The organism is Paenibacillus sp. FSL R7-0331 (genome assembly GCF_000758645.1).
Taxonomy (GTDB): Bacteria; Bacillota; Bacilli; order Paenibacillales; family Paenibacillaceae; genus Paenibacillus_AQ; species Paenibacillus_AQ camerounensis.
This window is the reverse complement of sequence record NZ_CP009284.1, coordinates 6111275-6126439: the sequence shown is the minus strand read 5'-3', so window position 1 is coordinate 6126439 and position 15165 is coordinate 6111275. Positions and strand designations below refer to the sequence as shown.

The window sequence follows — 15165 nt, the reverse complement described above, 5'->3', positions numbered from 1 at the left end:
ATCAGTAATCCTTATATTTCCCGCAGAAACGGTTGCTGTCTTCTCTGAAGGAAGGCAGAGCCGTTTCTACTTGTTTCCGGATTCGTGTTATAGGGGAGGGCTGAGAGCTGATGATAAAAGTGCTGATTGTGGATGATGAGCCCAAGCTGAGGGAGGGACTGCGCAGCCTGATTCCATGGGAGGATGAGGGTTATACGGTCGTAGCAACTGCAGCGAACGGATTCGAGGCGCTCGAGAAGTACAATACGTTTGCTCCTAAGCTGGTTGTCGCCGATATCCGGATGCCGGGAATGGACGGTCTGGAGCTGATTACAGAGCTGCGCAGACAGAATGCGAAATGCCACGTGCTGATTCTCAGCGGCTATGCCGACTTTGAATATGCCAAGCGGGCCATTTCCAACCGCATTGACGGCTACCTGCTGAAGCCGGTCGATGAAGAGGAGCTTATCTCCTATTTGCGGGAGATGCGTGTGACGATCGGGCAAGAGGAGATGCTGAACGTTCTGCAGAATGTAGTGGAGGAGAACAGCCGTGAACTCTGGCTGCGCGGACTGTTCCAGCCCGGCCCGGGGGATATCAGTGCTCTTGAGGCGGCCGGCAAGCTTAAGCTGCAGGGAAGCAGCGAGGTTGTACTGCTCAAGCTGCTGAACCCCGCCAAGGGGGAAGAAGGAAAGGAAGATCGTGTCCGCAGTGAATTGGAGCGGCATTGGCAGCCGGAGGAGGCTGAGTACTTCAGCCTGCCTCCCTACGCCGGCCTGCTGCTTAAGGAGCCGCTGCAGGATGACGCTGCGCGCGCTGCACTGCGGCAGGAGCTTGACCGGGTCATCCTCAGGGAAGGCCTGGATTACTACGCCGCATCCGGCGGCACGGCGGCAGACCCGGAGCGTATTGCTGCTTCTTACAGCGCGGCCAGGATGCTGCTTGAGCAGGCTTTTTTCGGGCACAGGGAGATACTCTCCGGCGGCTTCATGGAGCATTGGGCCGAGGCTGCTGAGGAGCCTGAGGCAGAGCCGGGTGAACACGGGGAATCCGAGCGTGATGAAGAGATGGAGCTGCTGCTGGCAGTTGAGACGGGTAGCACAGAAATCCTGTCACCGCTGGTGAAGCAGATGATCGCCAAGCTGGTGGAAGCCAGACATGATGAGTTCCACATCAAAAACAATCTGATCCGGATTATCAGCAGCATCATTGCCCGGCTTGAGGCGGCGAACCCGGAGGTGCGTGCACTGGTCAGCGACAATCCTTCCCCGGCGAGCGATGTGTACAACAGCTTTTTTCTGAGCGATATCCACCGCATGGTGGCTGATTATCTGGAGCACCTGGCAGGACAGCTGAACAGCGGCGGCCGGGGGGATGAAATTAAACGGATCACCGACCTGATCCAGCGCCGTTATAACGAGAATCTGAAGCTTGGAATGCTGGCACAGATTTTTAATTATAACAGCGCTTATCTGGGTAAAATGTTTAAGAATCAGATCGGTGAGCATTTCAATACGTACCTCGACAAGGTGAGAATTGAGAAGGCCAAGCAGTTTCTGGCGCAGGGCATGAAGGTGTACGAGGTGGCGGAACGGGTCGGTTACATGAATGCTGATTATTTTAACGCCAAATTCCGCAAATATGTCGGTGTATCACCAAGCGCCTTCCGCAAGGAGCATTAAACGGCGAAGGGCTTGCCGAACGTGAGGCACAGGTTTATGATAGACGGGCTGTTCCCCATCCGCAGCGGATGAGCGGGACAGCCTGTTTGACATATCCGGGGGAGGATGAAGATGAAGCAGCTTGTGAGCCTTATTAATAATATGAAGCTGAAGTATAAGCTGATGATGTTTTACGTTGTCGTGGTCATGATTCCGGTGCTGATTGTCGGGATTATCCTAATCAGCTATTTCCGGAGCGCCGCACTTGACCGGGCGATTGACCAGGCAACCAATAATGTGGAGAAAATCAAAAGCCAGATGTCCGGAAAGCTGCGTGTGCCTACGGATATTTCCAACCTGCTGTTTTTTGATGAAACGCTTGAAGTGCTTGTAAACACAAGGTACCCGAACATTCTGGAGCTTACGAAGGCTTATATGAACTATTCCGATTTTCAGGATTACATGCTGCAGTACCGGGAGATTGCCAATATCCGCTTTTTTATAGACAACCCGACCCTGGTCAACAACCTCGCGATTACTCCGCTGACACGGGAGACCGAGGAAAGAGTCTGGTTCAGGAAGGTGATGGAGACCAAAGGAATTTACTGGCTCTATATAGATGATAAAGAGGACTTTCTGAGCAAGACTAAGGGGAGCATCAACAAGCTGAGCCTGATCCGGCAGGTGTCTTATCCTGAATACAACAGCACCGGCGTTATTATGGTCCAGGTCAATCAGGATGAGCTGAACAGCATGCTGTCCCAGGAGCCGTTCGAGACCATTATCACCGATGAACAGGGATATGTTGTGGCAGCCAAGAACCCGCATCTCGTCGGCACGACACTTGCCTCTTTTGATATTGGGGTCAATCTGGAGAGCCAGACGGAAAAGGTGATTCAGACTCAGGTCAAAGGCGAGGACTCCTACGTGATTCTTGACGAGATAAACCCCGAGCTTAGCATCAGCAAGCTGAAAATTATTTCCGTTTTTGAAACCAAAAGCATTCTCAGCGATGCCAATAAGGTCAGCGTGCTTGGGCTGCTGATTATCAGCGGCGTGCTGCTGGTTGCACTGGTAATGGTGTACATCATCTCTCTGCTCACGACGAACCGTCTGCTGCGGCTCAGCCGTCAATTGAACCAGGTGGCCCTCGGTAATCTGAACATTGTCTCCCACATTGACGGTACGGACGAAATCGGCCAGCTCTCGCGCCAGTTCAATTACATGGTGTCCAGCATCAACCAGCTGATCAGCCAGGTGATCGAATCCAACGAGAAGAACAGCAGGCTGGAGATCGCCCAGCGGGAGATCAAGCTGAAGATGATGGCCAGCCAGATTCATCCGCATTTCCTGTTTAATGCATTGGAGTCGATCCGCATGAATGCCCATCTCAAGGGTGAGAAGGAGATCGCCAACATTGTACGGCTGCTAGGCAAGCTGATGCGCAAAAACCTGGAGGTCGGCCGGGAGCGGGCCCCGCTCAAGGAAGAAATTGAAATGATCCGTTCCTATCTGGAGATTCAGAAGTTCAGGTACGAGGAGCGGCTGGTGTATGAGATTGCCTTTGACGCGAAGGCAGCAGAGGTATTGATTCCGCCGCTGATTATCCAGCCGCTCGTCGAGAATTCCGTGGTTCACGGGCTGGAGAATAAAGAGGGACCCGTGCATGTCTATGTCAGTGTAACCATGCAGGATAATGAAATCCGCGTTAATGTAAAGGATGACGGTGTCGGAATGTCGGAGCAGCGTCTGGCTGAACTGCTGGCGGTCATTACGGCAGCGGAGGAGGAGCAGCGGAGCCGGATCGGGATGCGCAATGTGCATCAGAGGCTGGTGCTGTATTACGGGGAGCAGTACGGCCTGAGGATTGCCAGCGAAGAGGGGATAGGGACGGAAATATCCTTTACTATCCCGAATGATAGCGATTACAAACATTAGTTCCCCTGCTGCTGTTTCAATGTCTAATTTGTATGTGGTTTTAGATAAAATATGTCGGGTATTCGCTTACATTTCGGTACGGTATGATATGAATATAAAAACGAAGGGGGAATAATGATCGTGAAAGCGCTCACTGAAAACGGTGTTACAGCAAATGAAAGCGTAACCCCCCACCCACCTACGAAGCGGAAAAACAGTGGATTTTGGAGTAGTGTACTGCAGCAAAGGTACTTGTATCTAATGTCTATTCCATTCGTAATCTGGGTTTTTATCTTCAGCTACCTGCCCTTATGGGGATGGATAATGGCATTTCAGAATTATAAGCCTGCCAAATCCTTTGGCGAGCAGAAATGGGTCGGACTGGATAACTTTAAAGAGCTGTTCCAGGATGAACGCTTCTACCTCGTACTAAGAAATACACTCGCAATGAGTATTCTCGGACTGATTGTCGGTTTCGTGGTCCCTATCTTGTTTGCCGTCCTGCTCAATGAGCTGCGCGGAAGTGTCTTCAAGAGAACGGTTCAGACCGTATCCTACCTGCCTCACTTTGTATCATGGGTTGTTGTCGGCGGGATTGTCTACAAGACACTCTCCATCGACGGAGGGATCGTGAACGATTTGCTGCTCTGGATGAATGTCATCGATGAGCCGATTCAGTTCATGGCCCAAGGGAAGTATTTCTGGGGTGTGGTAACGGGAGCCGACATCTGGAAAGAAACCGGCTGGAATGCGATTATCTATCTGGCTGCAATTACAGGTATCGACAAAGAGCTGTATGAAGCGGCAAAAGTGGACGGTGCAGGAAGAGTCAAGCAGATGTTCAATATTACGCTGCCGGGTATCCGATCAACCGTTATGGTACTGCTCATTATGAACATCGGCCACCTGGTCGGTATCGGCTTTGAAAAGCAGTTCCAGCTGCAGAACAACCTGGTCACCGATTATTCGGAAGTACTGGATTTGTATGCGCTTAAATATGGTATTCAGATCTCACGGTTCTCCTATGGTACAGCGATAAGTATGTTCACCTCAGTGGTCAGTGTAATCCTGCTGTTCTCTGCTAACGGTGTAATGAAGAAATTAACTAAAGAAAGCATCATGTAAGGAGGGGATCCCAGATGGCTAGCAAAGCTTTTCAAATGACAAAGTCTGAACGTGCATTCGATATATTCCTATACGTTTTTCTTACCCTGATTATGATCGTGACGTTATATCCCTTCCTCAACGTGCTGGCGATTTCTTTTAATGAATCTACAGACACTGTCCGCGGCGGTATCTACATCTGGCCAAGAGCCTGGACACTTGAGAACTACGAGCGGATATTCAGTTATACCGGTCTGATTCAAGGCTTCAAGATTTCACTTCTGCGTACCCTTTCAGGTACTCTTCTCGGTCTGATCAGTGCTTCCATGCTGGCCTTTACGCTCAGCCGGCCGGAATTCAGAGCAAGAAAGTTTGTCTCGGTATTCCTGGCCCTGACTATGTATTTCTCCGGCGGTATGGTTCCAATGTACATTCTGATGAGAGATATGGAACTGATCGGAACCTTCTGGATTTACATTCTTCCGGGTGCAGTGTCCGCCTTCAACGTGTTCATCATCCGTTCTTTTATGGACGGCCTGCCGTTTGCCCTGCAGGAATCAGCAAAGCTGGACGGCGCGAATGACTTTATGATTTTTTACAAGATCATCCTGCCGCTCTGTAAACCGGTACTTGCCACCATTGCGCTGTTCCTCGCTGTAGGACAATGGAATGAATGGTTCACAACCTACCTTTACAACGGTAACAAACCAGAGCTTACAACATTGCAGTATGAGCTGATGAAGGTGCTTGCGACCACTAACCAGGGCAGCGGCATGGTAAATGCCAACGATATGGCCCGGCAGATGGCACAGATTTCACCGGAATCCATCAAGATGGCAATCACGATTGTAGTTACTGTACCTATTCTCGTTGTATATCCGTTCCTGCAAAAGTATTTTGTCGGCGGTATGACACTGGGTGCGGTAAAAGCTTAGATCCCGGTATTGGCAGCCGGGGAGCGTAAATGCTGAGCGGACACATCCGCCGGATTACGCTCCCCAAGCTTCACCGCTTGCAGGATTTATTATTATATTGATTTTGCAAGCGCTAACAACGGTATACTCAGGTTAAGCCTGATATGCATATAGGAACATACAAATTTTTAAGGGGGATTCAAATGAAAAGCAAAGGCATTAAAACTGCTTTTACACTCATGCTTATGAGCTCTATGCTGATCGCAGGCTGTGGCGGCAACAACAACGCTGCCAATGATACTGCCAATAATACGCCGGCTAATACTGGTAACAACACAGCTACGAACCAGCCTGCAGATGATGCAATGGATACAAGCCCTTTTACAATCACATTCTTCGGCGGAGATGCCAGTCCGAACTGGAACAAAATGCAGGATGATGTAGGTAAAGTGATTACTGAAAAGACCGGCGTAACGATTGAAGCTGAATTCGATGTCGGCAGCGGCGGCGGTGACCAGAAGATTCCTATGATGGCTGCCAGCGGCGATGTGCCTGATCTGATCTTTGCAAAGGGAAATCTGAGTACCCTTGTGGATGCAGGCCTGATTATCGATATGACTGAGCTGATTGACAAGTATGCGCCTAACCTCAAAAAAGTGTACGGCGAGAACATGAACCGTCTGAAATACAGTCTGGATGACCAGAGCATCTATCAGATTCCTACTAATATGGGCGTCGGTCAATCCTCCTTTGACGCAACAGGCGGATTCGAGATCCAGCACCGCGTACTTAAAGAGCTGGGTTATCCTGAAGTAAAAACATTGGCTGATTATGAGAAGGTATTGAAGGATTACGTGGCGCTGCATCCGGAAACAGACGGCCAGCCGACTATTCCGCTCACACTGAATGCCGATGACTGGAAGATTATGATCACGGTTACCAACCCTGCCTTCACTACGACAGGCGCACCGGATGACGGTGAGTACTATGTAGATCCTGAAACCTACGAAGCACAGCTTCACTACAAACGCCCTGTAGAAAAGGAATATTTCCGCTGGCTGAACGGCATGTACAATCAAGGCCTGCTGGATAAAGATACTTTCGTCCAGAAAGATGACCAGTACAAAGCGAAGGTTGCAAGCGGCCGTGTCCTTGGTCTGATCTCCCAGGAATGGGAATATTCTGACGGTGAAAATGCACTGAAAGCAGCCGGTAAAGATGAGTATACCTATGCCCACTTCCCTGTAACCCTGAGCGAAGAGTATAAAGATCACTCCTTCATGCAGACAGGTATCGACGGCTACGGGCTGGCGATTACAACTGCCGCTAAAGACCCTGAGCGTATCATCAAATGGCTGGACTGGATGTCCTCCGATGAAGGTCAGGTTCTTAGAAGCTGGGGTGTTGAAGGCAAGCATTACACTGTAAATGCAGAAGGCAAGCGTGAAGTTCCGGCTGAAATTTCCAACAAAAAAGCCAATGATGCTGCTAACTTCCAAAAAGAAACGGGTATCGGCCAGTATCTGATCTTCGGTGCACGTTATGGCGACGGAGTGAAGGATTCTACTGACAACTATTATACTGCAACCTTCCCGGATGAAATCGTAGCAGCTTACTCTGAAGCTGAGAAGGAATCACTCGCCGGCTATGGTGCTACAACCTGGAAAGACCTGTTCCCGAAAGAGGATGAATTCCCTATAAAAGAAACAGGCGCTCTTTACAACCTGCCAGTTCCGACAGACGGCCAGTATCAGGTAATTTACAAGAAGACCCAAGATATTATCCGCAAGCGCATTCCGGAAGCAATCCTGTCCAAACCGGGTGATTTCGACAAGGTCTACGATGCATTCCTTGCCGAGCTGGACAAGGCAGGCGCTCAGGATATGGAAAAAGAATTCACTGAGCTTGTGAAAAAGAGAGTATCCCTGTGGACCGGTAAAGAATTTTAATTCAGGATATTCTTTCTGAACTACAAACTTAATTCAAGCAGCAGGGACCCGGTGTTAGTCCGGGTCTTTTGCTGTATACTGCCCCTATGGAAGGCCGGAGAGGATGAGGGACGTGAATCAGGGACAAGCGTGGAAGTTGAAATACGAGCAGCCCGCAGCTGTCTGGGAAGAGGCATTGCCGCTTGGTAACGGTCATATGGGCGCAATGGTGTTCGGCGGTACGGCTGAGGAGCGTTACCAGCTGAATGAGGATACATTATGGTCGGGATTTCCCCGGGATACGAACAACTATGAGGCATTACGTTATCTGAAAAAAGCGCGTGAGCTGGTCGCGGAAGGAAGCTATACCGAGGCGGAGAAGCTGATTAACAGCCGGATGCTTGGTGTAAACTGCCAGGCGTACATGCCGCTTGGCGATCTGCTGCTGAGCCAGCCGGGTACAGACAGCTGCACGGAATACAGCCGGGAGCTCGATCTGGACAGCGGGATTGCCTCCGTATCTTTCCGGACAGAGGCAGGCGTGTTCACCCGTGAGACTTGGATCAGTGCGCCTGACGGCGTGATGGTGGTCCGGGCTTCGAGCGAGGCAAGCGGCGGACTCAACCTTGAGCTGGCTCTTTCGAGTCCGCTGCGGCATACGGTAAGGACAGCCGGTGTAACGGGACTGGTGCTGGAAGGGCGCTGCCCGACACATATAGCTGATAACTATCACCGGGATCATCCGTATGCGATCCAGTATGAGGACGGGCTTGGGATCGCCTTCGAGCTGCATATGCAGCTGATTACTACAGGCGGCAGCGTTGAAGCCGCCGACGGGCGGCTAATTGTCTCCGGTGCGGACCAGGTGCAGCTGGTGCTTGCTGCCGCTACGGATTATGAGCAGGTGCGAAGCAGGGCTGCGCATTTGAAGGGCAGCGGGAAGCCGCTGTTTTCAGCAGAGGGTATGACTGTGAAGGCTGGAGCGGCAGAGTTGAAGAGCAGCAGAACAGGCGCGGAGCTGCTTAGCCCGGCTGAGCGCTGCGGACTGCGGCTGGCGGCGGCTGCGGAAGTGCCGTATGAGGTGCTCAAGCAGCGGCATATCACCGATCATCAGGCGCTGTTCCGCCGGATGGAGCTTGACCTCGGCTGGAGCGAAGCAGCAGAGCTGCCGACCGATGAACGGCTGGCTGCATACAAGAACGGCGGGGAAGATCCGGCACTGGAGGCGCTGCTCTTCCAGTACGGGCGTTACCTGCTGATCGGCAGCTCGCGTCCCGGCTCGCAGGCCGCCAATCTGCAGGGGATCTGGAATGAGCATGTCACCCCGCCGTGGAACAGTAATTATACGACGAATATCAATACGCAGATGAATTACTGGCTGGCTGAGGCCGGCAATCTGAGTGAGCTCCACGGGCCGCTGATTGATCTGATCAGCGAGCTGAGCGAGACCGGAGCCAGAACGGCCGCGGTCCACTATGGAGCGCGCGGCTGGACAGCCCACCACAATGTGGATTTGTGGCGGAGCTCCGTGCCGTCCGGCGGCGATGCCAGCTGGGCGTTCTGGCCGATGGGCGGCGTGTGGCTGAGCCGTCATCTCTGGGAGCATTACGCGTATAATCCCGATCCTGTCTTTCTGCAGGAGACGGCCTATCCGCTAATGAAGGGGGCAGCGCTGTTCGCGCTGGATTGGCTGGTTAAAGGGCCGGACGGCCTGCTCGTCACCAATCCGTCGACCTCGCCGGAGAACCGCTTTGTTACCGCTGAAGGGGAGGCCTGCAGTGTCTCGATGGGGTCGGCGATGGACATGAGCCTGATTCGGGAGCTGTTTGGGCACTGCGTGGAAGCTGCGCGGATTCTGGACACGGATGATGCATTCCGGCAGCAGCTGGAGCAGACGCTGCCGCAACTGGCCCCGCTTGTTATCACCGCGGACGGGCGTGTTCAGGAGTGGTATGAGGATTTCAGTGAAGCGGAGCCGGGACACCGCCATGTCTCTCATCTGTACGGGCTGTACCCGGGTGAGATGATCAACGAGCAGGATACCCCTGAGCTGGTTGAAGCCTCGCGGCGGACGCTTGAGAAGCGGATTGCGTCAGGAGGCGGGCATACCGGCTGGAGCTGCGCCTGGCTGATCAACCTGTACGCAAGACTGCGGGACGGAGAGGCGGCTCACAGCTTTGTGCGTACACTATTATCGCGCTCGGCTTATCCCAATCTGTTCGACGCCCATCCGCCGTTCCAGATTGACGGGAATTTCGGTGCAGCTGCCGGTATTGCCGAGATGCTGCTGCAGAGCCATCTGGGCGAACTGCGCCTGCTCCCGGCCCTTCCTGAGGCTTGGAAGAACGGCCGGGTAAAGGGGATCAGGGCGCGCGGCGGCTACGAGCTGGAGCTTGAATGGCAGGACCGGGTGCTGGTATCGGCACGTATTGCCGCATCCAGGAACGGGGAATGCCGTCTTGTATACGATCGCGGGCTGAAGATCCGGCGGCCTGACGGCAGCTTTGCCGATGCTGCTGAGCCTCTTCGGGTTAAAGCAGGCGAAGTCTACCTTGTAACTGCTGACGAAGCATAAGAGGAAGGATTCGCAATAAATAGCTGGGGTATCAAACTGCTCTCTGTGCAGCATAAAGCTGCGCGGGAGCAGTTTTTTTGCCGGAAAAGACTAAACTCCTCAGCTTCGTGCTATTCCATGGAAAAAGCTTATTCCGCGGACAATCCGGGCCGATAATAATAGTATCTATTTTTAATTTGAGATAATATGGAATGGATACTGCAGAATGCAGTGTAGCAGGCCGAAGACGTTGAGGACATTAAGTTCTGGTTGTACAAACGAAATTTCCGGCATCTACTATAGAGTAGGAGTACAAACTATACTATACTGTAAGCCGCAGCTATATGAAGTTTGCAGGAGGCACGAGAACAATGGGGAAAAGACGGTTATCGCTAATGAAGGCGTTACTGGGGGGAATGCTGCTGTCTGCGGCCTTGCCGCCGGCGGCTTATTACGGCTGGGGACAGGTACACGCGGCTGCTGCAACCGCTTCGCTTCAATCGGTAAGCGAGATGACGCAGAGGCTGACGGGGGCAATGAGTAACCGCCGGGAGACGATTATCTTTAAATATGCAGGGAAGACTACTAAGCTGAAGGCTCAAGTGCAGAGTGCAATTGACCAAGCCATGGCCAGTGATATTTATCTGTATTACATCGTTGACAGCTATGCTTTTTCATATACAAAAAACGGCCAGTCTGCCGCCAATGTGACAGTGCAGGTGAAGTACCGGGAGACGCAGCAGCAGACCGCCTATGTAAATCAGCAGGTAAAAGCAATTCTTCAGAAGATCATCAAGCCGGGCATGAATAACCACCAGAAAATCAAAGTTATTCATGATTGGGTGGTGCTGAACCTGAAATATGATAACACGTATACTAAATACACTGCCTATGAAGGACTGACGACGGGCAGCGCCGTATGCCAGGGCTATTCCCTGCTTACCTATAAGCTGCTGCTCGGTGCAGGAATTCCCAATAAAATTGTCGAAGGCACAGCCAAGCCGGCGGGAGGAGCCAGACAATCCCATGCCTGGAATCTGGTTCAGCTGAACGGGCTCTGGTACCACCTGGATACTACGTGGGATGATCCGGTACCGAACATTGAAGGTGAAGTCAGTACGGCATACTACATGAGAACAGATTCACAGATGCGCCGTGACCACAGCTGGACCAAATCCTATCCCGCGGCAACGGTCACCTATGCCCAGACCTTGTCCGAGCTGGTCAGCCGCGGCGGAACGGGAGTAGCTGTGTTTGAGCAGCTGCAGGAGCAGCTGGATTACAGGCTGTATGAGGAAAAAGAAGTCGTGAGCTCTGCTGCAGAGCTGAAGGAGCTGGCAAGAGCCGCTGTCGCTTCCGGCAAGCAATCGCTGCTGTTCCGTTACCGGGGAAGCGAGAAGCTGCTGAAGAATGACCTGCAGACGCTGTACACGCTTGGACTGGACCAGCTTGCGTACACCAGCTCCGTCTTTGAGAATACCGGTGATCTAAAGGTCTATGTGACCTGGAAATAACCAGCTTGTTTGCATGGGATAATCCGCGGGCGAGGAAAGTACTGACGTTGATCTGTCTAACAAGCTAAGTGGAATTTTGCCAACTATTTCTGCATAAACAATGGAGAAGATAATTTTAACAGGAAAAACGCCACCTAATTCTGCGGTTATCGCCTCTTATAGGGAAACCGTCTGGAATAAGTGGCGTTTTTCCATTTAATTGCTCTGAATGCTAAAAAAAGCGGGAAATAAGTAGCGAAAATCCAACTAAATGTTGGGGAGTGTGGAGGGAGGAAGGGAACCAAGGGAAAACAGGTGGAAGTACGGACGGCAGTGGAAACACATTAAAAAGGATGCTCCGCGCTACATTGCAGCGCAAGCATCCTTTTTAATGTAATAAATAGTTTAGATGATGAACCAGTGCCTAGTCTGCATGGGTGCTGAGATCACAATCCTTGAGCGGGATGAGGCGGCTGGGTCTGAACCAGCGGTAGCCGGCCCAGATCAGCAGGAACAGCGGCAGGCTGACATAGGAGACTAGTACGCCGTACCAGTCGATCTTGCTGCCGGTGAAGGCACCCATGTTCTGTCCGAGCACCGCGATCATGCAGAGCGCGAAGGCGAAGAGCGGACCGAACGGGAACCATCTGGCCCGGTATGGCAGCTCGCTGAGCGAATGGCCCTGCTTCACGAAAGCGCGGCGGAACCGGTAATGGCAGACGGCGATGCCCAGCCAGTTGATGAAGCCGCACATCCCGGAGGCGTTGAGCAGCCAGTTGTAGACGGCACCGTCGCCGAAGAACGAAGCGAGAAAGGCCAGCATGCCGACTGCTGTAGTCACCAGCAGGGCGCCGACAGGCACACCGCGGCGGTTCAGCTTGCCCAGCGCACGCGGCGCCATGCCGTCCTTGGCCATCGCGTACAGGACGCGGGTGGAGGCATACATTCCGGAGTTGCCGGCCGACAGGACGGAGCTTAAGATGACGGCATTCATCACGGAGGCGGCAATCGCAAGTCCGGCTTTGTTGAAGACAATCGTGAACGGGCTGACGCCGATATCGTCGATACCGCCGCGCAGCAGGTCGGGATTCGTGTAAGGAATCACCATACCGATGACAAGAATGGCGAAGATGTAGAAGATCATAATCCGCCAGAACACCTGGCGGATCGCGATTGGCACGTTGCGGCGCGGATTTTCACTTTCGCCTGCAGCAACACCGACCAGCTCCGTGCCCTGGAAGGAGAAGCCGGCGGCCATGAAGACGCCGACGAAGGCGAAGAAGCCGCCGTGGAACGAGCTTCCGCCAAGCTGGAAGTTGGTAAAGCCGATCCGCTCGCCGCCCATGATGCCGAAGATCATCAGTACGCCGACAACAAGGAAGACGATAACGGTAATGATTTTGATAATCGCGAACCAGTATTCGGATTCCCCGTACCCGCGGGAGGAGAGGAAGTTCAGGCCGAACATCAGCAGCAGAAACAGAAGGCTCCAGAGAGTAGAAGAGCTCTCTGGGAACCAGTACTTAATAATGACGGTTGCCGCGGCTAACTCTGCTGCTATGGTTACCGCCCAGTTGTACCAGAAATTCCAGCCGATGGCGAAGCCGAAGGCCGGGCTGACAAACCGGGTGCCGTAGGTGCTGAAGGAACCCGAGTCAGGCAGGTAGGTGGCCAGCTCACCGAGGCTGGTCATCAGGAAATACACCATGAGCCCTACCGCAGCATAGGCGAGCAGGGCTCCGCCCGGACCGGAGGAGGCAATGGCGCCGCCGCTGGCCAGGAACAGGCCGGTTCCGATCGAACCGCCGAGTGCGATCATCGTCAGATGCCTGGCTTTGAAGGTTTTGCGCAGTGCCGGCTGCTGGTTGTCTTGTGTTGCTTGCATAAAAATGGACACTCCTTCTGAAGGTTCGTGTTTCTGTTCATGAAGGGGAGTGGTATACGAAGCCGCCCTCGTGCATGAGGGCGGCAAATCCTGTAGGCGCAAAAAAACCGCAGACGGGTCTGCGGTTTCCTGAAAATACGGCTCCGCATCATACTCCCTGTTAAGATAGCGCAACACAGTGCAGAATTCTGCAGGCAATGGCAGCCTGCGGTACACTGTGACAGTTCCGTGCCTGTTCGGCAACGGCCCCAGTCTGCGGCGCATGTAGGAGCGGCGGCGCAGACTTCGGCGGATATTCCTTTCGGCGGCTTCACAGGCGGCTCTTAACGCCTCTGCACGCTTACTTATAATATTCGCGACCTCTACCTCATCTTAGGTATGATGAGGCTATCTATATACATTATGAACACAACAGGAATTAGTATAATGCAAATGCCAAGGCTCACGCAATAACAAAATACGGCAGATGCGTGTCAGGTACGGCGGCGCTCCGACATTTGCTGCCAGACGGTTCCGGCGGCTTCCTCGCCGGAAGCGATCCGCTCCAGCGCCATCCGTGCCTGCAGGCCGACCTCGAACTCATTGTCATCGGCCGCAACTGCCAGTGCATCATGAGCTTCAGCGGTACCGACCTCATAGAGGAAGCGCGCCGCCCGCCAGCGGACGAGCTTGCTGGCATCCTTAAGCGCCGCCGTCATCACCGGCGTCGCAGCCGGGTCGCCGATGTCGGACAGCGTGTCCCCGGCCGTGCGCCGCACAGCCGGGGCACTGTCAGCCATCGCCTCATAGAGCAGCTCCATCGCCTCCGGCGTGCGGATGTCGCCCAGGTACACGACCGCAAGCCTGCGCAGCTGCAGCTTGGGGTCGTGCAGCGCCTTGCGCAGCTCCGGCAGGAGCTCCGCAGTCGGCGCCAGGTCCTCCAGCGCGGCGTAGCGCACGCGCCAGTCGGCGTCCTGCAGGCCCAGCAGCAGCTCGGCCTGCCCCTTCTTCTGCCGCTGCTCGATGAACTCGCCGGCGGCCCCGTGCGCGATGGCCTGCTGCACGAGGGAGTCGAGGCGTTCCTGCGGATACGCCGCCTCCAGCTCCTGCTCGACCTCGCGGGCAATTTCCGGCGGCTCGCCGTAGCGTACGCCGTAATCGGAGAGCTTGCGCTCCTTGATCAGCACAGCGCTGGCCACATCGGTCACCGCCTGCGTGAAGCGGCTGGAGAGGGCGATGCGCTCTTCATTCGCGCCGGTCTTTACGCGGATCTGAATCGGGATGCCGCGGAACATCTGGACGAATACCTGCGATTCCCCGAAGTGGGCGCCGGCATTCTCGTCCTCCAGATTAATCTCTGCGCTAAGGCCGTCTGCGCCGAAGCGGCTCTGCACCTCGCGCAAAATGGCCGCCCAGTCGGCGCTGCCCTTGCGCTCCAGCGCAGCGAAATCAGCGGCGTGATAAATGCTTGTCACACCGGAGATCTTCAGCATATCCCGTGCCCAGGCAGGGGCGCTGCGCTCGCTCTCGGGTGTATAGGTCCGGCGGATGCCGGGTTCCAGGCTCTCGTCCAGATGAAGCTTCATCGTATTTGGACTTGGAGTCGGTTCTATAAATGTGATCTTCATACGCTTAGCTCCCCTTTAATTCGGTAGAATCACCGCAGTCTTTACCCGCATTTTACATCATTATATGGGGGGAATACAAAATCGCAGCCAGCCCCGGCAGCTTAATCCGGCCGTAAATTGGGT

9 protein-coding genes and 1 riboswitch are annotated in these 15165 nt (G+C 53.7%); of the genes, 7 read left to right on the top strand and 2 right to left on the bottom strand.

What is annotated here, in order from left to right:
- The first annotated feature begins 110 nt into the window (after positions 1–110).
- From R70331_RS26660 to R70331_RS26630, 7 genes are all read left to right on the top strand, one after another.
- Positions 111–1661: a response regulator gene (locus R70331_RS26660; protein WP_042180873.1), complete on the top strand. Its 1551-nt coding sequence runs from the start codon at positions 111–113 to the stop codon at positions 1659–1661.
- 111 nt (positions 1662–1772) lie between these two features.
- Positions 1773–3578, top strand: coding sequence for a sensor histidine kinase (locus tag R70331_RS26655; RefSeq protein WP_442950560.1), 1806 nt, complete (start codon positions 1773–1775; stop codon positions 3576–3578).
- 114 nt (positions 3579–3692) lie between these two features.
- Positions 3693–4682 (top strand): ABC transporter permease, encoded by a 990-nt coding sequence (locus R70331_RS26650; protein ID WP_081947762.1) that lies wholly within the window; start codon positions 3693–3695, stop codon positions 4680–4682.
- A gap of 14 nt (positions 4683–4696) precedes the next feature.
- The gene (locus R70331_RS26645; protein ID WP_042180868.1) at positions 4697–5596 is read left to right on the top strand and encodes a carbohydrate ABC transporter permease; all 900 of its coding nucleotides are present in this window, start codon (positions 4697–4699) and stop codon (positions 5594–5596) included.
- Positions 5597–5778: 182 nt separating this feature from the next.
- Positions 5779–7524, top strand: coding sequence for an ABC transporter substrate-binding protein (locus R70331_RS26640; RefSeq protein ID WP_042180865.1), 1746 nt, complete (start codon positions 5779–5781; stop codon positions 7522–7524).
- A gap of 103 nt (positions 7525–7627) precedes the next feature.
- Positions 7628–10078, top strand: coding sequence for a glycoside hydrolase family 95 protein (locus tag R70331_RS26635; protein WP_042180863.1), 2451 nt, complete (start codon positions 7628–7630; stop codon positions 10076–10078).
- 350 nt (positions 10079–10428) lie between these two features.
- The gene (locus tag R70331_RS26630; protein ID WP_042180862.1) at positions 10429–11571 is read left to right on the top strand and encodes a transglutaminase domain-containing protein; all 1143 of its coding nucleotides are present in this window, start codon (positions 10429–10431) and stop codon (positions 11569–11571) included.
- 403 nt (positions 11572–11974) lie between these two features.
- On the opposite strand, the gene R70331_RS26625 is transcribed toward R70331_RS26630, so the two are convergent.
- Entirely contained in the window at positions 11975–13435 is a 1461-nt protein-coding gene (locus tag R70331_RS26625) for an amino acid permease (RefSeq protein WP_042180860.1), read from the bottom strand.
- Between the two features lie 158 nt (positions 13436–13593).
- Positions 13594–13808: riboswitch (Lysine riboswitch) on the bottom strand.
- A gap of 100 nt (positions 13809–13908) precedes the next feature.
- Positions 13909–15042 (bottom strand): virulence factor, encoded by a 1134-nt coding sequence (locus R70331_RS26620; protein ID WP_042180858.1) that lies wholly within the window; start codon positions 15040–15042, stop codon positions 13909–13911.
- Positions 15043–15165: the final 123 nt, after the last annotated feature.

What these genes read in the sequence shown, in the direction of transcription:
- R70331_RS26660 (WP_042180873.1), top strand. Translation starts at nt 111, where the DNA reads ATGATAAAAGTGCTGATTGTGGATGATGAGCCCAAGCTGAGGGAGGGA.
- R70331_RS26655 (WP_442950560.1), top strand. Translation starts at nt 1,773, where the DNA reads ATGAAGCAGCTTGTGAGCCTTATTAATAATATGAAGCTGAAGTATAAG.
- R70331_RS26650 (WP_081947762.1), top strand. Translation starts at nt 3,693, where the DNA reads ATGATCGTGAAAGCGCTCACTGAAAACGGTGTTACAGCAAATGAAAGC.
- R70331_RS26645 (WP_042180868.1), top strand. Translation starts at nt 4,697, where the DNA reads ATGGCTAGCAAAGCTTTTCAAATGACAAAGTCTGAACGTGCATTCGAT.
- R70331_RS26640 (WP_042180865.1), top strand. Translation starts at nt 5,779, where the DNA reads ATGAAAAGCAAAGGCATTAAAACTGCTTTTACACTCATGCTTATGAGC.
- R70331_RS26635 (WP_042180863.1), top strand. Translation starts at nt 7,628, where the DNA reads ATGAGGGACGTGAATCAGGGACAAGCGTGGAAGTTGAAATACGAGCAG.
- R70331_RS26630 (WP_042180862.1), top strand. Translation starts at nt 10,429, where the DNA reads ATGGGGAAAAGACGGTTATCGCTAATGAAGGCGTTACTGGGGGGAATG.
- R70331_RS26625 (WP_042180860.1), bottom strand. Translation starts at nt 13,435, where the DNA reads ATGCAAGCAACACAAGACAACCAGCAGCCGGCACTGCGCAAAACCTTC.
- R70331_RS26620 (WP_042180858.1), bottom strand. Translation starts at nt 15,042, where the DNA reads ATGAAGATCACATTTATAGAACCGACTCCAAGTCCAAATACGATGAAG.